Below are 26,263 nucleotides of genomic sequence, written 5' to 3' on the forward strand. Positions count from 1 at the left end.
TACGACCAACGGGTTTGATCTACATGAAAAAACAGATCTCTTTCATCGCGGCGGGACAGACCGCCAAAGCGCTGATCCTGGTGTATCTGACTTTTAGCGTGCCTATCGTGCTGCTCGGCGTGCTGGTGGCTTTTTTCCGTTATGGCTCGGTCGAACTGAGCACGGTGTTCAGCGCCTTGCTGCTGAATGCGATCCTTGGCTTCGTGCTGCTGTGGATCGCCTGTCACGCGTATAACTGGGTAGCCTCGCGTTTCGGCGGCATCGAGATCCAGTTGAGCGACGTGCCCGAGGAAGCGTAATGAGCGCGACGATCCGCCCCGCCACGCCCGCCGACGTCGGCGCCATCTTCGCGTTGATGTACGAACTGGCCGAGTTCGAAAAACTGACGCATCTGTTCGTCGCCACCGAAGCCGGCGTGCATGACGCGCTGTTCGGCGCGCGGCCGTCGTCGGAAGCGCTGGTGGCGCAGGAGGAAGATGGCCGCATCGTCAGCTATGCGCTGTTCTTCCATAATTTCTCGACCTTCCTCGGCAGGCGCGGGCTGTATCTGGAAGACCTGTACGTGCAGCCGACCCAGCGCGGCAGCGGTCTCGGTACGCGGATGCTGAAGGAACTCGCGGCGCTGGCCGTGCAACGGCAATGCGGCCGCTTCGAATGGACGGTGCTGGACTGGAACCAGCCGGCCATCAATTTCTACGAGAAGATGGGCGCCACCGTGCTGTCCGACTGGCGGGTCGTGCGTATCACGGGCGAGGCGCTGGAACAGCTGGCGGGCACGGCGACGGTAACCGCCGAATGATGTGACGGCCAGTCAAGAGGCCTGCAGTAAAGCGACACGTGGCTTCGTGCGGGCGGTGCCAGCTGGCGCTACGCGGCCCGCCCCGGTGCATCTGCGTGCCGTCTATTCGTCCGCATCCGCGCCAGGCAGCATGTCCCCGAGCAAACCGCTCGCGGCCTCTCCCGGCAGCGCCTCCACATCGCGCAGCTTGCGGTTCATCATGCGCGTGCGCGTCTCTGCCGCTTCGATCGAACGGGTCACCGTTTCGAGCTGCGACTTCGTCTTCGCCAGCACATCGCCGAATTTGCCGAATTCGGTCTTCACCGCACCCAGCACCTGCCAGACTTCGCTCGAGCGTTTCTCGATGGCGAGCGTGCGAAAGCCCATCTGCAGACTGTTGAGCAGCGCGGTAAGCGTGGTGGGCCCAGCGATCGTCACGCGGTATTCGCGCTGCAACATGTCCGTGAGCCCCGGCCGGCGCAATATCTCCGCATAGAGCCCCTCGGTGGGCAGGAACAGCAGCGCGAAATCCGTGGTGTGCGGCGGCGAAACATACTTCTCGGCAATCGTGCGAGCCTCGGCGCGAATCCGCGCTTCCAGCGCCCGCGACGCGTCCTCCACCGCGACCGGATCGGCCCGCTCCTGGGCATCGATCAAACGCTCGTAGTCCTCGCGCGGAAATTTGGCATCGATCGGCAGCCATACCGGCACGGCGGTGCCGTCCGGATCCTGGCGGCCCGGCAGCTTGATGGCGAATTCGACGCGATCGCCACTCTTCGGCACGGTGGCCACATTCTTCGCGTACTGATCCGCCGTCAGCAACTGTTCGAGCAAGGCTTCGAGCTGCACCTCGCCCCACGTGCCGCGCGTCTTGACGTTGGTCAGCACCTTCTTCAGATCGCCCACGCCGGCGGCGAGCGTCTGCATTTCGCCAAGCCCTCGATGTACCTGCTCCAACCGGTCCGACACCTGCTTGAACGATTCGCCCAGCCGCTGTTCGAGCGTGGCATGCAGTTTCTCGTCCACCGTGCGGCGCATCTCTTCGAGCTTGGTCGAGTTGTTCGCTTCGATGTCCTTCAGACGCTGCTCGATCGTCGCGCGCACCTCGGCGAAACGGCGGTCGTTTGCCTCGCGCAATTGTTCCAGTTGCAGCGTCAGCGTCTCGCCGAAATGGCGCAACGCGCCGCCCTGCTCGTCACGCGCGAGTTGGGCCTGCTGTTGCAGACTTTCGCGCGAGGCTTCGAGCTGTTGCGCATTCGTTTCGGTGAGCTTGACGAGTTGCTGCGCGAAGCCGTCGATTTTGTTGTTCTGCAGCGTCGCCATGCCGGTGAACTGCGCCGCCAGCGTCTGTTGAAACTGCGCGAAGCCGCCGTTCAGTTCGGTACGGGAGACGCGCGCGGTTTGCTCGATCTCGCTGCGCAACTCGCGTTCGAGCCGCTCGAAGGCGCGCGTCTGCGCTTCGGCGGTCGAACCGAGGTGGTCGCCCAGATCGTCGAGTTGCGCCTCGAGGTCGCCGTGGCGGCCGCCGCGCAGCAGCACCAGCAAGGCAATCACCAAGGCGGCGGCCAGCACCGCGACCGCCGCCGCCAGAATCATCGTCATGCGCGGGCCTTGCCGAGTACTTCCGGATTGACCGGATTCGCCGGGCGTCCTGCATTCGGACCTTCGCCGAGCGCCGCAATCAGATTGTCCGCGGCGAGATTGGCCATGGCGCGCCGGGTTGCTTCGGTGGCGCTCGCGATATGCGGCGTCAGCACGATATTCGGCACCGTGAGCAACGCCGGATTCAGGTTCGGCTCGCCTTCGTAGACATCGAGCCCGGCCGCGGCGATCTGTCCGGCACGCAAAGCGTCGACCAGCGCCGCGTCGTCGACGATCCCGCCGCGCGCAATGTTGGTGAGCGTCGCGGTGGGCTTCATCTGCGCGAGTTCGGCCGCGCCGATCGTGTGGTGGTTGTCACGGGTATAAGGCAGCACGAGCACGACGTGATCGGCGCGCTTTAACAACTCCGCCTTCGACACATACTGCGCGTTCAGTTCCGCCTCGATCTCCGGCGCGACCCGCGACCGGTTGTGATAGATCACCTGCATGTTGAAGCCGCGAGCACGCCGCGCCAGCGCCTGGCCGATGCGCCCCATGCCGATCACGCCAAGCGTCGAGCCGTACACGTCGCTGCCGAGAAAGGCGTCGTAGGCCCACTTCTGCCATTGGCCGGCGCGCAGCCAATGCTCGGATTCGGCGACGCGACGCGCGGCCGCCATCATCAGCGCCCAGCCGAAATCGGCGGTGGATTCGTTGAGCACGTCCGGTGTATTGGTGCCGAGCACGTTGGCCGCGTTGAAGGCGGCGATGTCGAAGTTGTTGTAGCCAACCGCCATGTTCGACACCACCCGCAGGCGCGGCGCCGCCGCCAGCACGGCCGCACCGACCGGATCGCCGGCGGTCAGCGCGCCGTCCTTGTCGGCGAGACGGCGCGTCAGTTCTTCGGCGGACAGGACGTCGCCGTTATTCCAGTCGACCTCGAAATACTGCTTGAGGCGTTCGATTACATCCGGAAAAATCGGACGGGCAACAAGGATCTTCTGCATTGCAATTCTCCGAATAGCGCGACGGAACTGTCAGCGGCTCCGTCATCATCAACCGCTAAAAGAACAACCAGGTGGTCACGAGAAAAACCGGCACCAGAATCGTGACCGACCACCCCAGATAAGCAAAAAAACTCGGCATGCGCACGCCGCGCGATTCCGCGATGGCCTTCACCATGAAGTTTGGCGCATTGCCGATATAACTGTTGGCTCCCATGAAGACCGCGCCGGCCGAGATCGCCGCCAGCGTGGTGGCGCCGTGGCTCATCAGGCTCTGCGCATCGCCGCCGGCCAGGTTGAAAAACACCAGGTAAGTCGGGGCGTTGTCGAGGAAGGATGAGAGGAGACCGGTCGCCCAGAAATACATCGCGTCATGCGGCTGGCCTGCGGCGTCGTTGACCAGATGGGCGATGCCGGCGAAAGCGCCCGCATCGCCGGCACGCAAAATGGTGATGACCGGCGCAATCGTCACGAAGATGCCGGCAAAGAGCTTCGCCACCTCTTCGATCGGCGCCCAGTTGAAGGCATTGCCGACGCGCGCGGCGCGCGGCGTCACGGCCAGCGATAGCAGTGTCACCCCGATCAACGCCACATCGCGCGCCGCATTCTGCAATGCGACGTGCGTGCCGAACAGGTCGAATTCGACGCCCGGCTTCCATAGCCCGCTCATCAGCACCAGCGCGATCACGACGCCGAGCAGCACGAAGTTGATCTTGCCGTCGATGCCCAGACGCGGCGTATCCGGCGTCGGATCGAGCAACGGCGCGCGCTCTTCTTCACGGCGATGGTAATAGTACGAATCGAGCGCGTAAAACGTCACGAGCAGCACGCCGCAGACGAACAGCATCGGCAGCGCCAGATGTGTGGTGGTCCAGAAGAAGCTGACGCCATTCAGGAAGCCGAGAAACAGCGGCGGGTCGCCGAGCGGCGACAGCGAACCGCCCGCATTGGCGACCAGAAAGATAAAGAACACGACGACGTGCACGACGTGCTTGCGGTTGTCGTTGGCGCGCAGCAGCGGCCGGATCAGCAGCATGGCCGCGCCGGTCGTGCCCATCAGGCTGGCCAGCAGGGTGCCGAGCGCAATGATCGCGGTGTTGGTGCGCGGCGTGCCATGCAGATTGCCGCGCACGCAGATGCCGCCGGCCACCGTATACAACGCGGTCAGCAGGACGATGAACGGCACATACTCTTCGAGCATCGCGTGCACGAAGCTGCCGACCGCGACGCCCGCGCCGAAGGTGACGCTAAACGGTACGAGGAACAGCGCGCCCCAGGCCGCCGCGATCTTGCCGAAATGGTGATGCCAGAATTTTGGCGCGACGAGCGGAAACACCGCGATCGACAGCAGCACGCCGGCAAACGGCAGGCCCCACCAGGCCGGTAGGCTCGCGCCATCCAGCGTCGCGGCTGAAGCACTCTGCGGCCACAGAGCCAACGCGAAAGCGAAAGCGCATGCGAGTGTGGATGTGACGGCGAGCCCGAGGCGCGCCGCTGCGGCACGATCACGCATGCGGCTCACGCGCCGCGCACGACGATCGCATGCACCCGACACGGCCCATGTGCACCGAGCACGATGGTCTGCTCGATATCGCCGGTACGCGACGGTCCCGAGACGAAATTGACCGCGCGCGGCAGTTCGCCGCGTTCGGCGCGGATCAGCTCGAAGGCGTCTTCGTGACCCGCGACGATCCGCGAGGCCGGCACAATCGCGATGTGCGTTTCCGGCAGCAGTCCCGCGGACGCATAGGTTTCGGGTCCGGACAGCAACGCCAGCGTGCCGGTCTCCGCAATCGCGCAGAAACAGCCGGTGATGCCGACCACGTCGCTATCCACGGGCTTGCGGAATTCGACCGCGAGGCCTGCGGCGCTCCAGTCGAGCTCTTGCAAGGTCTGCCAGGCAATCGCCTGCACCGGCAGGCCGTGCTCCGTCAGATAGCGCTGCGCCGTAGCGGGCACTTCGCTCAAGGTTTCGACGCTCTCGACGCTGGTCGCCATCTTCTGCGCCTCGTCGATAAAGCGCGCGGCGAGGTCGTCCGGCATAGGCGGCCGCGGACCTTGCGGATGACGCGCGAGATAGTCGGCGGCGGCCTCGCGTTCGGCGGCCGCAGGTTCGGCTTCGCGTCCCTGCGCCGCGCGGATGCGCGCCAGGATATTGCGGCGGGCGGTCGATGTATCCATGTACGCTTGTCCGTTGGGCCTAGTTCGACACTTCCTCGTCCGGCTGCCTGATGCCGAACACCTGGCGCAGGTAGGCCAGATACGCCTTGTCGTCGCACATGTTCTTGCCCGGCGAATCGGACAGCTTGGCGACCGGCTGGCCGTTGCAGCGAACCATCTTGATGACGATCTGCAGCGGGTTGTAGCCGAGGTCGTTGGTAAGGTTGGTGCCGACGCCGAACGCCAGCTTGCAGCGTCCCCGGAACCGTTCGTACAGTTGCAGGACCTTGGGGATATCGAGCGCGTCCGAGAACACGAGGATCTTGGTGCGCGGGTCGCAGCGGTTGGCTTCATAGTGCCGCAGAAGCCGTTCGCCCCATTCGAACGGGTCGCCGGAATCGTGGCGCGCGCCGTCGAACAGCTTGCAGAAATACATGTCGAAATCGCGCAGGAACGCTTCCATGCCGTACACGTCCGAGAGCGCGATGCCGAGGTCGCCGCGATATTCCTTTGCCCACATCTCGAAGCCGTAGATCTGCGAATCGCGCAGCCGCGGACCGAGCGCCTGGCAGGCCTGCAGGTATTCGTGAGCCATCGTGCCGAGCGGCGTCAGGCCGTGCTTCATGGCGTAAAAGACGTTGCTGGTACCGGTGAACTGTTCGCCGAGGTCGTCTTTCAGCGTCAGGATCACCTCTTCGTGCCAGCGCTTCGAGAAGCGGCGGCGCGTGCCGTAGTCGGCGATCTTGCAGTCCGCGAATTCGGGGCGCGCGCCGAGCAGCTTGATCTTTTCCGAGAGACGCTCGCGGCCTTCGCCATACGCCGGCTCGCGCTGCGTGTTGCGAAAGTAGACCTCGTTGACGATCGCCAGCACCGGGATCTCGAACAGGATCGTATGCAGCCACGGACCCTTGATCTCGATGTCGATTTCGCCGTTGCCCCTGGGCGAAGGCGTGATGGAAATGTACTTGTCGTTCAGATGAAACAGCGCCAGGAACTCGATGTAGTCGCCCTTGATGAAGCGCATGCGCCGCAGATAATCGAGCTCGCCGTCCGTGAAGCGCAGCTCGCACAGCTTGCGCACTTCCTCGCGGATTTCCTCGATATACGGCACGAGATCGACGTTCGGCGTCCGGCAGCGGAAGCGGTATTCCACGCTCGCAGCGGGAAAATGATGCAGAACCACCTGCATCATCGTGAACTTGTAGAGATCAGTATCGAGCAGCGAAGTAATAATCATGATGGTGCGAACCGGACTGCAGGAAAAACGGAAGGCCGCGGCGGCTGGCCCATGCGCCTGCGGCACGCCTCGCGTGCCGACCTGACGCATGTTACCCGAATGCGCAGGCCGAACGGCGCGGCCGGGGCTCGCCGCCGGAGGCGCCATAAACTAATCACGAAAACGTATAAACCGGTTGGCGCGCCGCTACATACGCCACTTGACGTTACGTTACAATAGCGCTTTTGGCGTTTCGCCTCCCCAGATACCGCATGCAGGAGCTGCCTGAATGACTCACGTTGTGACCGAAAGCTGCATCAAGTGCCGCTATACCGACTGCGTCGATGTGTGCCCGGTGGACTGCTTTCGCGAAGGTCCCAACTTCCTCGCGATCGACCCCGACGAATGCATCGACTGTGCAGTGTGCGTCGCCGAATGCCCGGTGAACGCCATTTACGCTGAAGAAGACGTGCCGGGCGACCAGCAGGATTTCATCGCGCTGAATGCCGACCTCGCCAAGAACTGGCCCAGCATCACGAAGACCAAGGCTCCGCTGCCCGAGGCAGACGAGTTCAAGGACGTGAAGGAAAAGCTGGCTCTGCTCGCCCGCTGAGCGGCCATGGGCGGTGTTCCGTCCGGTCAGGGCAAAAATTCCGGCTCACCTCTTCGAATGAAATGGAGATGAGTTCGGGGCCTTGACAGGTCCGGGAGCACCCCCTACAATTTCGCTTCTCTGCTGTTGTTGTTCCCCGATAGCTCAGTCGGTAGAGCGCCGGACTGTTAATCCGTAGGTCCCTGGTTCGAGCCCAGGTCGGGGAGCCAAAAATTGCAAAGGCCCGTTAACCAAAACGGGCTTTTTTATGTAAAGGTTGTACTGCTGTTCCTCGATAGCTCAGTCGGTAGAGCGCCGGACTGTTAATCCGTAGGTCCCTGGTTCGAGCCCAGGTCGAGGAGCCAAAAAATTCGAAGGCCCGCATCCGTGCGGGCCTTTTTGTTTTGGTTTCGGAAATGATCTGCCTGCGCGTTTCTGCGGACATAAACCAGCGCGCCGTGGAATTGCGAGCCCCACGCGTCACCTGGGCGGGGCTTGCCGTTATACGATGGGGCTTTCCCTTCGCGATCATTCCGGTCTCCCGATGAAATCCACCTTGCTGTGCCTCGCCTCCACACTCACCCTCGCTACCGCGCTGTTCGCTCCGCTCGTCCATAGCGAGGAAGTCGCCAGCGTCAACACCAATTTCCATCTCACCGGGTCCGACCGCGTGGTGGTCGAGGCCTACGACGATCCGCTCGTCCAGGGTGTGACCTGCTATGTCTCGCGGGCGCGCACGGGCGGCATCAAGGGCACGCTGGGGATTGCCGAAGATCCGACCGAGGCGTCGATCGCCTGCCGGCAAGTGGGCGCAATCAAATTCACCGAGCCGCTCAAGCAGCAAGCCGATGTGTTCTCCATGAGCATGTCGCTGATCTTCAAGACGCTGCACGTCGTGCGCGTGGTCGACGCCAAACGCAACACGCTGGTCTATCTGACCTATAGCGACCGGGTCGCGAGCGGCAGCGCGAAAAACAGCGTGACGGCAGTGTCGATGCCTGCCGGCACGAGCATCCCGGTCAAGTGAAAGCCGCCTGTGCGGGACGCCGCGGCGGGCGCTAAACTGGCAGACCGCGCCGGACTTTCATCATGACCGTCACCCGTTTTCGCGATTCCGCCCGCTACTGGCGCACGCCGCTTTTGCCCGGCGCGGATCTGCTCACGGCCGAATATCACGATCACGAGTTCTCGCCGCACTGGCACGACGCCTACACGATCCCGGTGATCGTGGCGGGCGCGGAGGGCTACCGGTATCTCGGCACGGACTACGTCGCCGAAGCCGGCAGCGTGCCGATCATCAATCCGGGCGAACTGCATACCGGCGCGCGGGCCATGGAGGAAGGCTGGCGCTATCGTGTGTTCTATGCGCCGGTGGACTTCATGCAGCAGCTCGCCGCGGATGTCGCCGGCCGGCCGCAGGATCTGCCGTGGTTCGAGCCCGGCGTGATCCGCGATGCCGATCTCGCCCAGCGGCTCGCACGCGCTCACCGCCTGCTCGAAGCACAAGCGGATCCGCTCGCGGCGGAAGCCGCCATGCTCGACGCGCTGTCGACGCTGCTGGTCCGCTACGCCGGCAATCCGACGAAACCGGCGCGACTCGCCACCGACGACGCCCGCGTCGCCACCATGAAAGAGCGTCTGACCGGCGATCTCATCGTGCCGCTGCAACTTGGCGAGCTGGCTGAGTCGGTGGGATTGTCGCCGTTTCACGCGGCGCGGCTCTTTACGCGGGTCACCGGCATGCCGCCGCACGCGTGGCGCAATCAGGTCCGTCTGCAACGGGCGCTGGCGCCGTTGCGCGCGGGCGTGTCGGTCACCGAAGTGGCGGCGGCCAGCGGCTTTACGGATCAGAGCCACTTCACGCGGCACTTCCGGCGCATGTTCGGGGTGCCGCCGGGCCGCTGGCAGGCGGCCTGAACGAGACGCCGCCCGCGCCGCCGCCACACCACGCCACACGAGACGCGGCTGCCCCTCACCGCAAGAACGTACAAGCCCTCCCACCGAGCCATCGCTATGCTCGATGGACCCAGGAGGCCAGCTTGACCCATCCCGACCATTCGACCCGTTCGACCCGTTCGACCCGCTCGACTCATTTGACCGAAGGCACCGCCGGCGCGCGCGACATCATCCCCATGATGGTCGGCGCGGCGCCGTTCGGCGTGATCTTCGGCACCCTCGTCACTTCCGGGCCGCTGCATCTGTGGCACGGACAACTGATGTCGCTCGTCGTCTTCGCCGGCTCCGCCCAGTTCATCGCGCTCGGTCTGATCGCCGGCCATGCGAGCTTTGCCGTGGTGTGGGCCACCACCCTCGTCGTCAATCTGCGGCACGTGCTGTACAGCGCCACGCTCGCGCCCTACGTCTCGCATCTGCCGCTGCGCTGGCGCCTCGCGCTCGGCGGCGTGCTCACCGACGAAGTCTTCGCGGTCGCCTGGGCGCACTACCGGCACCATCCGCCCGGCTCGGTGAGCCCATACTACTTCCTCGGCGCGGGCCTCGCCATGTATCTCAACTGGCAGATCTGGACCCTGGCCGGGCTGCTGTTCGGCGCGGCGTTCCCCGGCCTGCAGTCGCTCGGGCTCGATTTTGCAATGGTCGCCACCTTCATTGCGATCGTCGTGCCGCAACTGGTCGCCCTGCGCTACCTCGCCGCCGCCGTCGTCTCCGGCGCGCTGGCCTTTTTCTGGCAAGGATGGCCGTACAAGCTCGGCCTGCTCGGCGCGGTGTTCGCGGGCGTCGCGATCGGCGTGCTGCTGTCGCGCCCTGGCCGTCAGCCGCGCACGGCGGAGGCGGCACGATGATGAACTACGTCGTCCTGATACTCGGCATGGCGCTGCTCACGTGGATCATCCGCGCGGCCGTGTTCGTGCTCGGCGACCGGCTGGTATTTCCGCCGCTCGTGCGCACCGCCCTCGGCTTCGTGCCGGTGACGGTGCTAACGGCCATCATCGTGCCGATGGCCGTCGCGCCGCACGGTGGCGGCGCCGAGCTGAGCTGGCGCAATCCGCAGCTGGCCGGCGCGCTCGCCGCCATCGCGGTCAGCGCGCTGACGCGCCGGCCGCTGCTGACCATCGCGCTCGGGCTCGCGGTGTTTTTTGTCTGGCAAGGCGTCGTGCTCAAATAGAGCGCCCTGTCTACAAACATGCCGGCGGCGCGGTCAGCCTTGTGCAGCGCCGCATCCAGCGTTTTCCGCGGACGGACGGGCCTTGCATGTCCTCAAGTTTTATCCTGATCCGCCGTTATGCAGTCGAGGTCCGCTCGTCGGGAAGTCATCCCCGCTGGTTATGCGGCAACAAAGCAGGATCAACCGCGTCGGGCATCGACGCCGCCCTCGCACAGGAGTTGTTCGCAGAGGACGGCGCTTTGCGATGTCACGCGGGAGGACCAAACGGGATAAGACATGGGTCAGATCACCCTTTCACTCAAAGACGAAACCGTCGCCACTTTGCGCAAGGACTTCGACGCTTTTTTGCGCGTCTCGCTGAAGCTCGACCCGCAATTTGCCACGCCGTCGTTTGAGGATTTTTTGCGCGCCAAGCTGCTCGACAACATGCTGCCGCTCACCGAACACGCGGTGAAGCGGATGTTGCAGGGCGGCCAGTATGCGTGGGCCAAACGCACGCTGGACAAGGAATTTCCGGATGTCGTGGCGATTTTGATGCAACAGGCGTCGGAATTCGGCTTCGGCTTTGCGTCGCGTTCGGAATGGACGCCTGAGGAACTCGCCAAGCAGTGCCACGACTGGGCCGCGGCGATCGTCAAGGAATCGGAAGGCGACGAGTCGCTGGTCGACCCGCTCGCCGCGCAGATCAAGAGCGCCGCGCAGGACATCCAGGCGCTGGAAGAGGCCATGCAGACCCCGGCGTGGCGGCTCGTCGAGTCGCTGCGGCAGCGGGTCTACGAAGCCAAGGTGGCGTGCGAGACGAACGTCGGCAGCACGGCGCGCGAAAAGCTCGGCGAATTGCGCGGCCTGCTGCGTCTGGGTATTTCACACGGCTCGTTCCAGAAGCAGGAAGCGCAGCAGATCATGGAATATCTGCGTTTGCTGAAGCCAGAGATCTTCGTCGAAGAACCCTACGACATTTTCTCGCGCCTCGCGGCGTGGCTGCGCGCGTTCTTTACGCCGCCGCCGCGGCCGACGCAGACCCGCCAGCAGCAACAGCAGCCGCCGCAGGCGCGATAAGCCGCGCCGCGCGCTCAGTCCCACATTCTTTTCAGCTTCGCGGCAATCTCGAGCTTCGCCTGAGCCGCGGCGGCAAGTCCCGCTACGCTCGGCGCGGTGGGCTGAGGGATGCGCGGCCACGCATAGGCGTCGAAGAGCGGCAGCAGATGCGCCGGGATAAAACGCGTGCGCGACGCCCAGACGTGCCGGTCGCCCAGTTGCGTCTGGTTATGCACGTAAAAGCGCTGCGGCACGACGATGTGCAGATCCTCTTTCGCGCGCGTCATGGCGACGTAGAGAAGACGGCGCTCCTCGTCGATTTCCGCCTCGCTGCCGGTGCCGAGATCCGACGGGATGCAGCCATCCACGCCGTTCAGCACGAACACATTGCGCCACTCCTGCCCTTTGGCCGAATGGATCGTCGAGAGGATCAGGTAGTCCTCGTCGAGCAAGGGGACGCCGGACTCGCCGCTGGTGGCATCGGGCGGGTCGAGCGTCAGTTCTGTCAGGAAGCGCTCGCGCGACGCGTAGGTGGCCGCGATGCTTTCCATCTGCAGCAGATCCGCGTGACGCATGGCGGCGTCCTCGTGATTGCGCTCGAGATGCGGCTCGTACCAGCGGCGGATCTGCTCGAATTCGGCCGGCCACGCCGAACCTCGCCGGCACACGCTCGACATCAGCGCCACGAACGGCTGCCAGTCTTCAAGGGTGCGCGGCGGCGGGACGAAGGCGGCGAGCGCCTCGATGGTATTGGCGGCGCGGGCCGCGATGTCGTCGAGCAGGCGCGCGGCCGTCGCCGGCCCCACGCCCGGTAGAAGCTGCGTGACCCGAAACCCGGCCACCCGGTCGCGCGGATTTTCCGCCCAGCGCAGCACCGCCAGCACGTCCTTCACGTGCACCGAATCGAGAAACTTGAGGCCGCCGAATTTCACGAACGGGATGTTGCGCCGGGTCAATTCCACTTCCAGCGCGGCGCTGTGGTGCGCCGCGCGAAACAGCACCGCCTGCGACTTCAGCTTCATGCCGCCCTCGCGCGCTTCGAGCACCTGTTCGACCACGTAGCGCGCCTGCTCGGCTTCATCCACGACGCTTACGAGACGCGGACGCTGCGCCGAGGCTGTGTCGGTCCAGAGATTTTTGGTGAAGCGTTCGCTGGCGAGTTCGATTACCGCGTTCGACGCCGCGAGAATCGGCTGCGTGGAGCGGTAGTTGCGCTCAAGCGTGACCTGCTTCGCGGGCGGATTGAAGTGCGTCGGGAAATCGAGGATGTTGCGCACCGTCGCGCCGCGAAACGAATAGATCGACTGGGCGTCGTCGCCCACCACGGTGAGGCCGCGGCCGTCCGGCTTCAGCGCGAGCAGGATCGACGCCTGCAGGCGGTTGGTGTCCTGATACTCGTCGACCAGCACGTGATCGAAGCGGCCGGCGAGGTCGGCGGCAATCGCGGGCTGGCCGGCCATCAGGGACCAGTAGAGCAGCAGGTCGTCATAGTCGAGCACGCTCTGCTTCTGCTTGGCCTCCACGTAAGTGGCGAACAGCATGCGCAGGTCCGCCTCCCATTCACGGCACCACGGGAAGGCGCTCGCCAGCACGTCCGCGAGCGACGCGCCGGTGTTGACGACGCGCGAATAGATCGCAAAGCAGGTGCCCTTGGCCGGAAAACGCCGCTCCTTCGCCGACAGCCCGAGTTCGTGGCGCACCAGGTTCATCAGGTCGGCGGAGTCTTCACGGTCGTTGATCGTGAAGGTGGGCGCGAGGCCGATCAGCTCGGCGTACTCGCGCAACAGTCGCGCGCCGATGCCGTGAAACGTGCCCGACCACGTCAGACCTTGCGCCACCGCGGCCCGCGCGCCGAGCGCCTCGCCGGCGATGCGCGTGACGCGGCGGGTCATTTCGACGGCGGCCCGGCGCGAAAAGGTCAGGAGCAGAATGCGGCGCGGATCGACGCCCTTGACCACCAGATACGCGACGCGATGCGCCAGCGTGTTGGTCTTGCCCGAGCCCGCCCCGGCAATGACCAGCAAGGCGCCGGCCGGCTGGACGGGGTTCCCGGCGCCGTATTCGACGGCTTCGCGCTGCGCCTCATTGAGCTTCGCCAGCCAGGCGGCGGTATCGGACGGCGCGGAGTCGGCAACGGAGAGCACGTTTGGGTCGAAGGTTGGAGTCGTGGATGGGCGCGGCGTCGCATACTGTATATCCATACAACCGGGGACGACAAGCGCCCTTTTTTCGGCCTGACGTCAGTCGGAGCGCGAAAAAGAAAAGCGGCCCGGGTGCTAGAGCACCACGGGCCGCTTCTCGCCGGCGAATTTCAGGTCGCGCGAAAACCTATTCCTTCTTCGCGTCCTTTTCCTTGGCATCGGCGGCGGCCTTGTCGGCATCCGTCTGGGCGTCGGTTTTGGATTTGTTGGCCTTGGCCTGAGCGACATCGGACTTCTTGTCCGCCTTCGACTGTTCCTTGGCGGCCTTCTTGTCCGCGTGCGTCGGCGTGGCGGACGGGTCCGCGGCCTGCGCGAGGGCAACTGACGACAGGCAGCCCGCTATCAACGCCACGTAAATTCTGCTCATAGGCTTGTTCATGCATGGCCTCCATGATGGCCCGAGGTAAATCAAATCAAGTCAAAGCGAATCGAGCCGGGGCGAACCGGCCGGGGCGCGGGCAAAGGCGCACCGACCGGGCGGTCAGGCCGCCCGAAACGACGGTCCGGCGCCCTCAGATTTCAGTGATTAATGCTTGGCGTCCGACGGATCGCCCTGACCCGGCGTCTGGCCTTGCATGTCCGCCTTCATTTCGTTGTTGGCCGTCTGCTTGTCGGCCTTCTTGTTGAGCTTGGCGTCCTTGACCTGCTGCTTGTAGCTCGACTTGGCGGCCGCCTGCTGTTCCTTCAATTGCGCCTTCGACGACTTCTTCGACGCGCTGTATTCAGCATTCGCCTTGGCGTCGGCGTCGCGCTTTTGCACCAACGGATCGGTCGATCCCGGTGCCGTCAGGCGCTGCGGCGCCGGCGTCGCGGGCTGCACGCCCTGGGCGGCCGGCGCAGCGTTGTCGGCATCCGGTTGTGCGTTGGTCTGGGCAAACGCGCCAGTGACGGCAAAAGCACTCAGGGCGGTACCGATCAGGAGCGAACGAATCTGGGTCATGGTTATCCTCTCTAAAATTGTTGTTACGACGCGGGCGTCGGCGCTTCCATCCCCAGTCAGACAGCAACTGGACGCCGACCGCAGCACTGACAGTGCAGCCTGCCCGGTCTGTCATCACCAGCCGTCAAATGCAGCCATGTGGCAGTGAAGTCACAAAACAGCACGAAGACAGCAGGCTTTTCTACAGACCAGCCCGTTGCGAGTGAAGTTCTCAAGAAGCGCCCGCTGTTACGGAACGTTTCATTTTCTAACAATCACCCGACACCTACTTTCATTTATCCGATGTCCGCATTGCCAGGGCCGATGTGCCGGCTTCTGACTTATGATGCGAACCCCGTTACCCGAAGTGCAATCGCCATGCCTAACCTTGATTTCACCCTGACCGGCGACTATGTCGAACTGCACAATCTCCTGAAGATAACGGGCCTTGCCGACAGCGGCGGCTCCGCGAAATTAATGGTTGCCTCGGGCGATGTGACCGTCGACGGCCGGGTCGAACTGCGTAAAACCTGCAAAATCCGCGCGGGGCAGGTCGTGCTGCTGGGCGACACGCGCATTGCGGTCCACGAGGCTTAGCCACCACCCAAGGCCCGCGGATGCCGTCCCACGCCACGGCCGGTGATAGCTTGCAGTGGCCGCGATTGCCCTCGCGGTCGCGCCCAAAACCCGCACCAAAAATGTGCTTACAGATCGACAACCGCGCGCCTGGCCCATAAGCTGTCAGTTTTGACAGATACGGCGCGGGCGCCGCCCCGCCACCTCGCACGACCGATGACCCAATCCGGCTTCTCCCGCGTGGCCGTCCCGCCGCCGACCCTGACGCGTCACGCCGCCGACACCGCCCGCCTCGCCGCCCCGCTCGCCATCGCCCAGTTGTCGCAGATGGCCATGGGCGTCACCGACACGATCCTGCTCGGCGCGCTCGGCCCCGACTCGCTCGCGGCCGGCGGCCTCGGCGCGAACCTGTTTTTCGTGGTCGTGACGCTGCTGCAAGGCGTGCTGACTTCGGTGAGCGTGAGCGTCGCGCACGCCCGTGGCGCGCAGGCGGAGAACCGTGTGCCGGACATCTACTGGACCGGCCTCGTGATGTCGGTGCTGCTGGCGATCCCGGCCTTCGCGCTGCTGTCGTTCGCCGCGCCGATCCTCGCGGCCTTCGGCGAACCGGCGCTGCTCGCGCACAACGTCGGCGAATATGCGGCGATCGTGCGCTGGGGCGCGCCCGGCAGCCTGATCGGGATTGGCCTGATGCGCTCGTTCCTGCCGGCCATCGGCGCGGCGAAGCGGCTGCTGTGGGTCTCGCTGGTGGGCGTGCTGATCAACGGCTTTCTGAACTACGGCATGATCCACGGCGTGTTCGGCCTGCCGCGCCTCGGCTTCCTCGGCTCGGCGTGCGGCACGACCATCACCGTCTGGATCACCGCGCTCGTGCTGATGGCGTGGCTGCATCTGCGGCCGCGCTACCGGCATTTCGTCACCGCGGCGCGGCCTCGCTTGCCGCTGATGGGCGAGCTGTTCGGCATCGGCTGGCCGGTCGCCATCACGTATGGCGTCGAATCCACGCTGTTTCTCGCCACCGGCCTGATGGTCGGGCTGCTCGGCGAAGCCCAGCTGGCCGCGCACCAGATTGCGCTGAACGTCGCGTCCGTGGCTTTCATGGTGCCGCTTGCCATCGGCCAGGCGGCCAATGTGCGGGTGGGCTACTGGTCCGGCGCGGGGCAGCCGCTCGCGGCACGCCATGCCGGCTTCGTGGCGCTCGGCCTCGGCGTCGCCTTCATGTCGTTGTCGGGGCTTCTGCTGATACTCGCGCCGCACTGGATCGTCGGCCTGTATCTGCATCTGGACGATCCGGCCAATGCGGCCACGGTCAAGCTCGCCAGTTCGCTGCTCGGCGTGGCCGCGATCTTCCAGATCGTCGACGGCATGCAGACGGTGGGCTCCGGCTGTCTGCGCGGCCTGAAGGACACCCGCGTGCCGATGATCGCCGCGGCGTTTGGCTACTGGGGCATCGGTTTTCCGACCGGCTACGTGCTGGCGTTTCACCTCGGCCTGGGCACGCGCGGCCTGTGGTGGGGGCTCGCCGCAGGGCTCGCGAGCGTCGCGCTGCTGATGACGCTGCGTTTTCACCGCCTCAGCCTGCGGCGTGCGGACGGTTAGGCGCGGACGGTTAAAATACCCTCCGGTTAGTCTCCCGGCCCATCCCGGTCACCCTCGCAGCAGGTCCACGCGTCCCACGAGGACGCGCCCGCGCCGCCGCCGTCTTCAGCACAACGATTCATCCAAAAACAAACAGTATCAAGGACCTCCTGACATGCTTGCCCGGGTTACCCGTCTCTTCCCGCTGTGGGCCGTGCTGATCTCGCTCGCCGCCTATTTCTCGCCGGCCTCCTTCAGCTTTATCGCCCCGCACGTCACCACGCTGCTGACCATCATCATGCTGGCGATGGGCGTGACCCTTTCCATTGCCGATTTCCGGCGCGTCTTTACGCGGCCCGCGCCGGTCGTCGCCGGCATCGTGCTGCACTATCTGGTGATGCCGCTCGCCGCCTGGGCCATCGCCCGGGTGCTGCGCATGCCGCCCGATCTGACCGCCGGCATGGTGCTGGTGGGCAGCGTCGCGAGCGGCACGGCCTCGAACGTGATGATCTATCTGGCGCGCGGCGACGTGGCCTTGTCGGTGACGATCAGCGCGCTGTCGACGCTCGTGGGCGTATTCGCCACCCCGCTGCTCACGCGCCTCTATGTCGACGCGTCCATCGTCGTCGACGTGCACGGCATGCTCATGAGCATTCTGGAGATCGTCGCGCTGCCGATCGTCGTCGGCCTCGTCATCAACCATCTGTTCGGCAAGCTGGTGCGCAAGGTGGAACCGGTCCTGCCGCTCATCTCGATGATCGCGATTCTGCTCATCATCTCGGCCGTGGTGGGTGGCACGCAGAAGAGCATCGCTTCGGTCGGGCTGGTGGTGATGGTGGGCGTGGTGCTGCATAACGGCATCGGCCTGCTCGGCGGCTATTGGGGCGGCCGGCTGCTCGGCTTCGACGAAGCCGTGTGCCGGACCCTCGCCATCGAAGTTGGCATGCAGAACTCCGGCCTCGCGGCCACGCTCGGCAAGCTGTATTTCTCGCCGCTCGCGGCATTGCCGGGCGCCCTGTTTTCCGTGTGGCATAACCTGTCGGGATCGTTGCTGGCGGGCTATTGGGCCGGTCGTCCGGCCAAAGGCTCCACGCATCGCGACGCCGCCGCCTTCGACGTCAGGCGCGGGTGAAATAACGGCGTGAGAAAAAGCCGTGGCCAAAGCCGCAGAGCCGCAATCGCAAAAGTTCACGGCAGTTCCTGAAGCGCTGGCGTTGTTTTCGTCCCTGACGAGCGCAGCGCCGGCACGGGTTCAAACGAGGCGGGCGTGGCCGGCCATGCTTCAACCCGCGCACGCCTCACCTCACCTCACAATTAATCAGCATACCGAATCAACTCGGGCATCACTGATTCATCCACATTCACCGCGTCACGCGAAAACCCTTCGCGCTCCGCCCACCGCCGCGCGTCTGCGAACTCCCGCACTCGTCAGACCCATTCCCCCTTAGAATGCTTTCCTCACCAGCGCCCAGACGCCATGCCTATGCGCCTGCGTCGAATCAGCGTGTGCGAACCGAATCCAGCGGAGGAACAGCGTGCCGGTGTACAACAGCAATAACAAACTCGTGTCGCAATCTCATCATGAATCAACGGGAAGCTCGATGTTCCCGCGCCCCATCACGCAAATGGCGACACACATCGGCAAGCGTTGCCTGTTGCTATGCGCCACAGCGGCACTTTTGACCGCCTGCGCAAGCCGGCCGCCAGCCGCTTCGTTCGACCGTCCGGTCACGCACGCCCTGCCCACTTCGACATCGACCGCACTCAGCACGGCCCTGGCGCCTGTCGAGCTTGCGCATCCCGGCGAATCGGGTTTTCGCGTGCTCTCGGACGGCACCGAAGCATTGCAGATGCGCATTGCGCTCGCCCGCGCCGCGACCAAAACGCTCGATATGCAGTACTACATTGCCAACGAGGACACCACCGGCAAGCTGCTGCTCGGCGCCGCGCTCTACGCGGCGGATCACGGCGTGCGCGTGCGCATGCTGGTCGACGACCTGAACTTCAAGGACATCGACGACGTAATGGCCGGACTGAACTCGCATCCCAACATCGAAGTGCGCGTGTTCAATCCATTTGGCAGCACGCATCGCAGCGTATTCGAACGCACCACCAATCTGCTGACCAGGATCGACCAGTTCACGCGCCGCATGCATAACAAGGCGATGATCGCGGACAACCAGCTGGCGATCGTCGGCGGCCGCAATCTCGGCGACGAATACTTCAGCGCCAGCACGACGCTGCAATTCCGCGATCTCGACGTGCTGGCCGCCGGCCCCGTCACCGCCGACGTCTCCGCGAGTTTCGACGAGTACTGGAACAGCGCCGGAGCCTATCCGTTGAAGGCGCTCAATCATCAGAACTTCTCGGCGCAGGAACTGGACGCCACCCGCGACGCCTTGCGCGAGCACTGGCGCACCAACGCCGATCCCTATAACGCCAAGCCTTTGAATGCGACGCCGCTCGCCACACAGATCGCGAATAATTCACTCGGCCTGATCTGGGCGCCGGCGGAATTCAAGGCCGACACGCCGGGCAAGATCGACCAGCCGTCGCCGGATTACGTGAGCCCACCGATGCAACGGCTCGCGGACCTGATGAAGGACGCGCAGACGGACTTTCTGGTGGTGTCGCCGTATTTCGTGCCGCACGATGCGGGCGTGCAGGCACTCGCGCAACTGACGCACCGCGGCGTGCGGGTGGCGGTGCTGACCAACTCGCTCGCCGCGACCGACGCCGTCGCCGTGCAGGCCGGCTACAGCCCGTACCGCGTGCCGCTGCTGCAAGACGGCGTCGAGCTGTATGAGTTCAAGCCGGAGCAGAACAACAGTCCGCGGGTGTCGGTGGCGGGTTCGGGTTCGCGCGCCAGCCTGCATGCGAAAACCTACGTGCTCGACCGCAAGATTCTCGTCATCGGCTCGATGAATCTCGATCCGCGTTCGACCAATCTGAACACGGAACTGGCGCTGTTCATCCACAGCCCGGAGCTGGCCGGCCAGGTCGCCACTCTGTTCGATCGCGCCACGACGCCCGAAGTCAGCTTTCGTGTGACGCTCGCGACGCCTGCACAACTCGCCGGACTCAGCTACATTGGTGCGCCGCAGTCGCAGCTTGTCTGGACCGACGTCGAGAACGGCATGCAGCGCACCTACAGCGTCGACCCGCAAGCCGGTTTTTACCGGAATCTGATGACGGGTCTATTCTTGCTATTGCCAGTCCAGGGACAGCTTTGATCTGCGCCGTAGTTTGCGCCTTGATGTGTCCTCGCAGCAGCGGCGCGCAGGCCATCCGAACCACGCAGTTATTCAGCAAAAGCGGAGTTGAACCATGACCGAAGACGTACGAATGGAGCGCGACACGTTCGGCGAGATTGCCGTGCCGAACGCTCGTTTGTGGGGCGCGCAGACCCAGCGCTCGCTGCAGAACTTCAAAATTTCCACCGAGAAGCAGTCGCCCGAACTGATCACGGCGTTAGCCGTCATCAAGCGTGCGGCGGCTGAGGTCAATCTGGGCCTCGGCGTGCTCGAGGAAAGCAAGGCCCGCGCGATCATCGAGGCAGCGGACGAGATCATCGCGGGCAAGCATGCCGGCGAATTTCCGCTAGCGGTGTGGCAAACCGGTTCCGGCACGCAGACCAACATGAACCTCAACGAGGTGATTGCGAACCGGGCCAGCGAGCTGATGGGCGGCGAGCGCGGCGAAGCCCGCAAAGTGCATCCGAACGACGACGTGAACCGCGGCCAGTCTTCCAACGACGTGTTTCCGACCGCCATGCACGTGGCGGCGGCGGTGGGCATCGTCAAGCATCTGGTGCCGGCGCTGAAGGTGCTGCGCGCGACGCTCGACAGCAAGGCGAAGGCGTTCGCGGGAATCGTCAAGATCGGCCGCACGCACTTGCAGGATGCGACGCCGCTCACGCTCGGCCAGGAATTCTCCGGTTATGTCGCGCAACTCGACCACGGCATTCGCCACGTCGAAACGGCGCTGCCGCATCTGTACGAATTGGCGCAGGGCGGCACGGCGGTCGGCACGGGTCTGAATGCGCATCCGCAATTCGCGGACAAGGTCGCGGCCGCCATCGGCAAGCTGACGGGCGTGCCGTTCGTCTCGGCGCCGAACAAATTCGAAGTGATGGCCGCCGCCGACGCGCTAGTGTTCGCGCACGGCGCACTGAAGACCGTGGCGGCGAGCCTGATGAAGATCGCCAACGACATCCGCTGGCTGGCGAGCGGCCCGCGTTGCGGCCTGGGCGAACTATCGATTCCGGAAAACGAACCGGGCAGCTCGATCATGCCGGGCAAGGTCAACCCGACCCAGTCCGAAGCCATGACCATGCTGTGCTGCCAGGTGTTCGGCAACGACGTCGCGGTGAATATGGGCGGCGCGAGCGGCAATTTCGAGCTGAACGTGTTCCGTCCGATGATTGCGCACAACGTACTGCAATCGATCCGCCTGATCGCCGACGGCGCGCACAGCTTCAACGACAACTGCGCGGTGGGCATCGAGCCGAATCGGGAACGCATCGACACGCTGCTCAATGAGTCGCTGATGCTGGTGACGGCGCTCAATCCGCACATCGGCTACGACAAGGCCGCGAAGATCGCCAAGAAGGCGCACAAGGAAGGCACCACGCTCAAGGCATCCGCGCTGGCGCTCGGTTTTGTCACCGAGGAACAGTTCGACGAGTGGGTAAAGCCGCACGACATGGTCGGAAATACGGCGGGCTAAGCTGGGCTGAGCCAGGCTCAGCCGCGCCGGTTCGCGCCGATCCGCCTTGCGGATGGCACCGATGACGCACAAGCGCCGCGCCGGTCGTCGTGACCGGCGCGGCGCTTGTTCTTTGCGGCTGCCTGCTTTTAAAAAGCCGGGGACGGCCTGACGCCTAGATCTTGCCCTGCGCGACTTCTTCCGGCTTGAGTTCGACGATGGCGTCGAGCGCTTCCTTCACGTCCAGCGCGTATTTGGCGAGGCGCTTCTGCTCGTCGGTCTCGGGGACGAAAGCCGGCACCGGCACGGGATGGCCATTTTCGTTGACCGCCACCATCACGACGAGGCAATCGGTGGTCTGCATCAGCTCGCCGCCTTTCGGATCGCCCGCCTGCACCGACACATGAATGTGCATGCTGGTGCGGCCGGTATTGACGACGCGCGCCCGCAGTTCGACCAGATTACCGACGAGGATTGGCCGGCGAAAGCGGATATTGCCGACGCTGACCGTCACGCAATAGCGCCCCGACCAGACGGCGGCGCACGCGTAGGCGGTTTCGTCGATCCACTTCATCAGCGCGCCTCCGTGCACCTTGCCGCCGAAGTTGACCGAGGTCGGCTCGGCAAGAAAGCGGAACGTGGTTTCAGAACGGTCCAGCGGCGCGGCGGAAGGGGTGCTCATCTTGACTCCGGTCAAACAGTGTGTCGAAAGGAGCCGATTATACGAGCGCAATTTTGACTGCGGCGTGCCGGGCGGTCGGTAAGGGTGTTTTGTTGTACGGGAAACAGGCGAACCGGCGAGGCCGGAATGATCCGGACGTGAGCGGCACGCCGTCCGGCGACGTCCAAAGGCGCGTCAGCTGCTGGCGCCACGGACGGCGCGCCGACCCGGCCTGCCCCTACAGGCACGGAAAGCCTCAGCGGACCGGTTGCGCCGCGGCAAAGCGCTCGCGGTAATCGAGCGGCAGCACGCCGAACCGCCGCATGAAGGCGCGCCGCAGATTCTGCTCGCTGCCGAACCCGCACTCCAGCGCGATCCGTTTGAGCGGCCGGCGCGATTCGGCCAGCCAGCGCGACGCAGCCTCCAGACGCAATGCCGCGACCGTCCGCGCCGGCGTGCGGCCCACCTCGTCCACATAGCGGCGCGCGAAGGTACGCGGACTCATGCGGGTGCGTTCCGCGAGCCGTTCGACTGACAGGTCGTCGCGCAGATTCGCGGCCATCCAGCTATGCAAGGCCTCGAACGGCCCGCCCGCCGACGCCTGCGCCGCGAGCGCCGCGCTGAACTGCGACTGACCGCCCGGCCGCTTCATGAACACCACCAGCCGGCGCGCCGCCTGCATGGCGACCGCGTGGCCGAGATCCTCTTCGATCAGGGCCAGCGCGAGGTCGATGCCGGCCGTCACGCCTGCCGAGGTCCAGACGGCGCGGCCGTCGCGCACGTCGCGGATGAAGATGGGATCGGCGTCGACCTCGACTGTCGGGAAGCGCCGCGCCAGTTGCGCCGCGTCGCGCCAATGCGTGGTGGCGCGGCGGCCGTCCAGCAGCCCGGCGGCGGCCAGATAGAACGCGCCTGTGCATACCGAGCACACCCGCCGCACCTGCGGCGCGCGGCGCGCCAGCCACGCGACCAGTTCAGGCTGCAGCGGCGCGCCGTCGTCGACTGGCACGCCGGGAACGATCAGCGTGTCGATCGGCTCGTCGTCGAGCGCGTCCAGACGCGTGGTCACGACCGGCAGGCCCGGAAAAGTCTGCAGGACGCCGCCGTCGATCGAGGCTACGGTCGTGCGATAAGCCGTCGCGGCACCATCGTGCAACGCGAGCGGCGCGCCCGCCGCAGCCGCCGCAACCGTCAGCTCGGCGCGCCAGAAGGCCTCGAGCGGGCCGCAGGCGTCGAGCAGCACCAGTTCCGGCGCCACGGCGAACACGACGTGGCGCGCCCTGGGCGCCACGCCCGGCTGCGCTGCGTCGCGCTCGTCCCCGCCTTCCGGCCGAGGCGATTCAACAGATTCCAAAGCCGGTTCCAAAGCCGCCACTCGAAACGAAGCAACCATCAGCGTTTTTCCTCAATCCTCAGTCGAACCATTCGGCAATTTGCCGCCGCCACGTTCACGACGACACCCACGCCGCCTGCCGCGAACGCGACCAGCCATAGCCTAGCGTCGCCAGCGCGGCGAGCGCCAGAAACGGAAAGATCGCCGCGTTGATCATCGCCCAGCCGAAGTGCGCGAGCAGTTGCCCCGCGAACAGCGAGCCGAGCGCCGAGCACGCGAAGGTGGTGAATTCGCTCGTCGCCTGCGTCCTGGCGCGCTCGGACGGCCGGTACGACTGCGCCAGCAGTGTCGTGCCGCCCACGAACATGAAATTCCAGCCCACCCCGAGACAGGCCAGCGCCGCGTAGAAATGCGCCAGGTCAGTCGAGCGCAGCGCGAACACGCCGCACAGCGCCGACAGCACGATCCCACAGCCGATCACGCGCAGCACCCCGAAGCGCTGGATCAGGCGCGCCGAGAACAGCGACGGCGCGAACATGCCGACCAGATGCCACTGGATGATCTGCGCGCCGTCGCCGATGGTGTGGCCGCAGGCGAGCGCGGCGATCGGCGTCGCGGTCATCACGAACATCATCACCGCGTAGCCGAGAGCGTTATTTGCCAGCGCGGCGACGAAAATCGGCTGCCGGACGATCTGACCGAGCGGACGCGGCGCTTCTGCGGCGCACGCCCCAGCCATGCCGGCGTGCGTGGACGGCGCGGCGTCGCGATAGGCCAGCGCCAGCAACGCCAGCGAGATCAGCCCCAGCAGCGTGACCAGCGCATACGAGCCGGCGAACGCGACCGGCGCGAGCCAGTCCTTGCTCCATGCGGCGAGCAGCGGCCCGAGCACGGCGGCGACCACGCCGCCCGTCAGCACCGTCGAAATGGCGCGGCTTTTGGCGGGCACGGCGACCGCATCGGCGGCAGCGAGCCGGTAATACTGCGCGAAGGCCTGGAACACGCCGACCGTCGCGGTGCCCGCGCAGAACGCCCAGAAGCTGTGATGGAAGATCGCCCACACCGAAATCGAGCCGCCCAGCGAACCCACGCCCGCGCCGAGCAGAAAGCCCGCGCGTCGTCCGATACGCGCCATCAGGAAGGAGGCGAGGATCGTCGTCAGCGCGGCGGCCACGGTGATCAGCGAAAACGGCAGTGTGGCGAAGGCTTTGTCGTCGGCGAGGTTGTAGCCGACCAGACCGGTCAGTGTCAGATCGATCGAGACCGAGGACGTGTAGAGCGCCTGGCAGACCGCCAGCACGCCGGTGCCGCGCCAGCGGCCCGGTTGCTCCGGGGCGGCCTGCTGGCCTGAGTCTGCTGTGGGAATGGCGGCGACCGTTCCCGTGCGGGGGCGGAATCCGGAACTGGCTAGGGAAACCACAGACTGTGACGACATCGGCAAGCCTCGCGTTGCTGGAAGAACGAAGCCTGATCGTCACATGGCAGACGTTGGCAGAAGTGACAATGATGCATCAATTCCTGCCACACGTCGTGGACCGCCTGAAAAACTCGTGGCGCGGCGAAACGAATCATCCACGCCGCACAGCGTGGCCCCTATTTGCTGTGATAGGAAAGACCTTCGTCGATCGTGCCGTACATCGTGATGCCGCTCGAATCCGCGCTCGGGGGCGCCGAGCCGCCTTGTGCGCAGGCGGCACACAGCAGCGCGGTAGCGGCAAGGGCTAACAGAAGTTTCATGGGGAAAGGGGTCTCCGGATGCAGGTTTTGATTCTAGCCTGGTGGGCTCATGGCGCGCGCAAGCGCGGCGCGGACGGCTGCCGTGCTTTTCTTTGCCTCGCCGCACCTCACCGCGCCGCCGGTGCTTGCCCCAGCCCGCTTCGCCGCCGACCGGCCATTCGCATCCCACATTTCACGTCAACCCGAAACGTCGAATACCACGCTCCGATATAGTGAAGAGGTCGACGAGCGCGCACGCGCGCCAGCCTCAGGAGCCATTCATGTCCGCTTTGCTTTCCGATGAACACAACCACTTTCCAGGCTTGAGCCGGATCGGCGCCCTGCTCGCCGACCCCGGCCGCGCCGCCATGCTCTGGGCGTTGATGGACGGCAGCGCGCGCCCGGCCGGCGAACTGACCATGGTGGCCGGCCTCTCGCCCTCCGCAGCCAGCGCCCATCTGGCGCGTCTGACCGAAGGCGGCCTGCTGGCCGTCGAAGTGCGCGGCCGGCATCGCTACTTCCGGATTGCGTCGGCGGATATCGCGGCGTCAATCGAAGCGCTCGCCAACGTCGCGCAGGCAAGCGCGTCGCAGCGCACGACGCCGCGTCCGGCGCGCACCGTGCCCGTCGACATGCGCTACGCCCGCACCTGCTACGACCACATGGCCGGCGAACTGTCCGTGCAGCTATTCGAGCAGATGCTGAGCCACGAGCTGCTGAGCCTGCACGGCAACGCCCTCGAAGCCACCGCGGACGGCGTGGCCCAACTCGCCGCGTGGGGAATCGACGCAGCGGGCCAGCGCAGCCGCCGGCGCCGCTTCGCGTGCACCTGCCCGGACTGGAGCGTGCGCCGTCCGCATCTGGGCGGCGCGCTCGGCGCCGCGCTGCTCGACGCCTGGTCGACGCATGGCTGGGTGGAGCGCACCGAACGGCCGCGCATCCTCAGAGTGACGCCCGCCGGGCATCAGCATTTCAACGAATTTTTGCAGCCCTCCTGACCCGGATGCAGGAGGGCCGCGCCGGACCGCCGGGTTCGGGTCAGGTCCAGCGAGAATCGCCAAACAACCGGCACGGCAACA

26 protein-coding genes and 2 tRNA genes are annotated in these 26,263 nt (G+C 65.3%); 16 read left to right on the forward strand and 12 right to left on the reverse strand.

The features are described 5' to 3' along the window. Positions 1-23 precede the first annotated feature (23 nt). Together FQ755_RS21650 and FQ755_RS21655 are read left to right on the forward strand one after the other, a co-directional pair. Positions 24-299: a hypothetical protein gene (locus FQ755_RS21650; protein ID WP_144156811.1), complete on the forward strand. Its 276-nt coding sequence runs from the start codon at positions 24-26 to the stop codon at positions 297-299. Continuing rightward, entirely contained in the window at positions 299-799 is a 501-nt protein-coding gene (locus FQ755_RS21655; RefSeq protein WP_144156812.1) for a GNAT family N-acetyltransferase, read from the forward strand. The genes FQ755_RS21650 and FQ755_RS21655 overlap by 1 nt, the downstream gene beginning before the upstream one ends. A gap of 102 nt (positions 800-901) precedes the next feature. On the opposite strand, the gene rmuC is transcribed toward FQ755_RS21655, so the two are convergent. The 5 genes from rmuC to pncB are packed head-to-tail and all read right to left on the reverse strand — an operon-like array spanning position 902 to position 6,760. Next, complete coding sequence (rmuC, locus tag FQ755_RS21660; protein ID WP_144156813.1) at positions 902-2,380, reverse strand: DNA recombination protein RmuC; 1,479 nt, start codon at positions 2,378-2,380, stop codon at positions 902-904. Further along, entirely contained in the window at positions 2,377-3,366 is a 990-nt protein-coding gene (locus tag FQ755_RS21665) for a 2-hydroxyacid dehydrogenase (protein WP_144156814.1), read from the reverse strand. Before FQ755_RS21665 ends, rmuC begins: the two co-directional genes overlap by 4 nt. 55 nt (positions 3,367-3,421) lie before the next feature. Further along, on the reverse strand, positions 3,422-4,876 hold the full coding sequence (locus FQ755_RS21670) for a sodium:proton antiporter (protein WP_144156816.1): 1,455 nt from the start codon (positions 4,874-4,876) through the stop codon (positions 3,422-3,424). A 5-nt stretch (positions 4,877-4,881) separates the two neighbouring features. Beyond that, entirely contained in the window at positions 4,882-5,544 is a 663-nt protein-coding gene (locus tag FQ755_RS21675; RefSeq protein WP_144156817.1) for a lactate utilization protein C, read from the reverse strand. 19 nt (positions 5,545-5,563) lie between these two features. Continuing rightward, positions 5,564-6,760 carry a nicotinate phosphoribosyltransferase gene (pncB, locus tag FQ755_RS21680; RefSeq protein WP_144156819.1) on the reverse strand — a complete coding sequence of 399 codons (1,197 nt, stop codon included), beginning with the start codon at positions 6,758-6,760 and terminating at the stop codon, positions 5,564-5,566. A gap of 268 nt (positions 6,761-7,028) precedes the next feature. Here pncB and fdxA point away from each other — a divergent pair, with 268 nt between their 5' ends. The 8 genes from fdxA (at position 7,029) to FQ755_RS21725 (ending at position 11,514) form a co-directional block, all read left to right on the forward strand. Beyond that, the gene (gene fdxA, locus FQ755_RS21690) at positions 7,029-7,352 is read left to right on the forward strand and encodes a ferredoxin FdxA (RefSeq protein WP_090684436.1); all 324 of its coding nucleotides are present in this window, start codon (positions 7,029-7,031) and stop codon (positions 7,350-7,352) included. Between the two features lie 133 nt (positions 7,353-7,485). Continuing rightward, a tRNA-Asn gene (locus FQ755_RS21695) sits at positions 7,486-7,561 on the forward strand. Positions 7,562-7,620: 59 nt separating this feature from the next. After that, positions 7,621-7,696 (forward strand) — tRNA-Asn (locus tag FQ755_RS21700). A gap of 179 nt (positions 7,697-7,875) precedes the next feature. Next, positions 7,876-8,358, forward strand: coding sequence for a CreA family protein (locus FQ755_RS21705; RefSeq protein ID WP_144156821.1), 483 nt, complete (start codon positions 7,876-7,878; stop codon positions 8,356-8,358). 62 nt (positions 8,359-8,420) lie between these two features. Further along, positions 8,421-9,248, forward strand: coding sequence for a helix-turn-helix transcriptional regulator (locus FQ755_RS21710; RefSeq protein WP_144156823.1), 828 nt, complete (start codon positions 8,421-8,423; stop codon positions 9,246-9,248). A 215-nt stretch (positions 9,249-9,463) separates the two neighbouring features. Continuing rightward, the gene (locus FQ755_RS21715; protein WP_144157106.1) at positions 9,464-10,132 is read left to right on the forward strand and encodes an AzlC family ABC transporter permease; all 669 of its coding nucleotides are present in this window, start codon (positions 9,464-9,466) and stop codon (positions 10,130-10,132) included. After that, positions 10,132-10,455, forward strand: coding sequence for an AzlD domain-containing protein (locus tag FQ755_RS21720; RefSeq protein ID WP_144157108.1), 324 nt, complete (start codon positions 10,132-10,134; stop codon positions 10,453-10,455). The genes FQ755_RS21715 and FQ755_RS21720 overlap by 1 nt, the downstream gene beginning before the upstream one ends. A gap of 276 nt (positions 10,456-10,731) precedes the next feature. Continuing rightward, positions 10,732-11,514, forward strand: a complete 783-nt coding sequence (locus FQ755_RS21725; RefSeq protein WP_144156825.1) for a DUF4088 family protein — start codon at positions 10,732-10,734, stop codon at positions 11,512-11,514. Between the two features lie 14 nt (positions 11,515-11,528). Here FQ755_RS21725 and FQ755_RS21730 read toward each other — a convergent pair whose 3' ends face one another. The 3 genes from FQ755_RS21730 to FQ755_RS21740 form a co-directional block, all read right to left on the reverse strand. Next, positions 11,529-13,694, reverse strand: a complete 2,166-nt coding sequence (locus FQ755_RS21730; RefSeq protein ID WP_144156827.1) for an ATP-dependent helicase — start codon at positions 13,692-13,694, stop codon at positions 11,529-11,531. 127 nt (positions 13,695-13,821) lie between these two features. Continuing rightward, a complete protein-coding gene (locus tag FQ755_RS21735; protein WP_144156829.1) occupies positions 13,822-14,073 on the reverse strand; it encodes a hypothetical protein in 252 nt (83 codons plus the stop codon). A 147-nt stretch (positions 14,074-14,220) separates the two neighbouring features. Continuing rightward, positions 14,221-14,634: a hypothetical protein gene (locus FQ755_RS21740; RefSeq protein WP_144156831.1), complete on the reverse strand. Its 414-nt coding sequence runs from the start codon at positions 14,632-14,634 to the stop codon at positions 14,221-14,223. A gap of 357 nt (positions 14,635-14,991) precedes the next feature. On the opposite strand from FQ755_RS21740, the gene FQ755_RS21745 reads away from it, so the two are divergent. The 5 genes from FQ755_RS21745 (at position 14,992) to fumC (ending at position 21,495) form a co-directional block, all read left to right on the forward strand. Beyond that, positions 14,992-15,210: an RNA-binding S4 domain-containing protein gene (locus FQ755_RS21745; RefSeq protein ID WP_144157110.1), complete on the forward strand. Its 219-nt coding sequence runs from the start codon at positions 14,992-14,994 to the stop codon at positions 15,208-15,210. 195 nt (positions 15,211-15,405) lie between these two features. After that, complete coding sequence (locus FQ755_RS21750) at positions 15,406-16,788, forward strand: MATE family efflux transporter (protein WP_144156833.1); 1,383 nt, start codon at positions 15,406-15,408, stop codon at positions 16,786-16,788. Positions 16,789-16,942: 154 nt separating this feature from the next. After that, positions 16,943-17,899: a bile acid:sodium symporter family protein gene (locus FQ755_RS21755; RefSeq protein ID WP_144156835.1), complete on the forward strand. Its 957-nt coding sequence runs from the start codon at positions 16,943-16,945 to the stop codon at positions 17,897-17,899. Between the two features lie 469 nt (positions 17,900-18,368). Further along, positions 18,369-20,000 carry a phospholipase D family protein gene (locus FQ755_RS21760; protein WP_144156837.1) on the forward strand — a complete coding sequence of 544 codons (1,632 nt, stop codon included), beginning with the start codon at positions 18,369-18,371 and terminating at the stop codon, positions 19,998-20,000. A 94-nt stretch (positions 20,001-20,094) separates the two neighbouring features. Further along, on the forward strand, positions 20,095-21,495 hold the full coding sequence (gene fumC, locus FQ755_RS21765) for a class II fumarate hydratase (protein WP_144156839.1): 1,401 nt from the start codon (positions 20,095-20,097) through the stop codon (positions 21,493-21,495). A gap of 154 nt (positions 21,496-21,649) precedes the next feature. Here the strand turns inward: fumC and FQ755_RS21770 are convergent, their stop codons facing one another. From FQ755_RS21770 to FQ755_RS37565, 4 genes are all read right to left on the reverse strand, one after another. Next, positions 21,650-22,156 carry an acyl-CoA thioesterase gene (locus FQ755_RS21770; protein WP_144156841.1) on the reverse strand — a complete coding sequence of 169 codons (507 nt, stop codon included), beginning with the start codon at positions 22,154-22,156 and terminating at the stop codon, positions 21,650-21,652. Positions 22,157-22,391: 235 nt separating this feature from the next. After that, positions 22,392-23,489, reverse strand: a complete 1,098-nt coding sequence (locus tag FQ755_RS21775) for a GlxA family transcriptional regulator (protein WP_409937532.1) — start codon at positions 23,487-23,489, stop codon at positions 22,392-22,394. A 94-nt stretch (positions 23,490-23,583) separates the two neighbouring features. After that, positions 23,584-24,903, reverse strand: coding sequence for an MFS transporter (locus tag FQ755_RS21780; protein ID WP_144156845.1), 1,320 nt, complete (start codon positions 24,901-24,903; stop codon positions 23,584-23,586). Positions 24,904-25,061: 158 nt separating this feature from the next. Next, a complete protein-coding gene (locus FQ755_RS37565) occupies positions 25,062-25,205 on the reverse strand; it encodes a hypothetical protein (protein WP_186308617.1) in 144 nt (47 codons plus the stop codon). A 260-nt stretch (positions 25,206-25,465) separates the two neighbouring features. Here FQ755_RS37565 and FQ755_RS21785 point away from each other — a divergent pair, with 260 nt between their 5' ends. Beyond that, positions 25,466-26,182: an ArsR/SmtB family transcription factor gene (locus tag FQ755_RS21785; protein ID WP_144156847.1), complete on the forward strand. Its 717-nt coding sequence runs from the start codon at positions 25,466-25,468 to the stop codon at positions 26,180-26,182. Positions 26,183-26,263: the final 81 nt, after the last annotated feature.

The organism is Paraburkholderia sp. BCC1885 (genome assembly GCF_900996235.1).
In the GTDB taxonomy this organism is placed as follows: Bacteria; Pseudomonadota; Gammaproteobacteria; order Burkholderiales; family Burkholderiaceae; genus Paraburkholderia.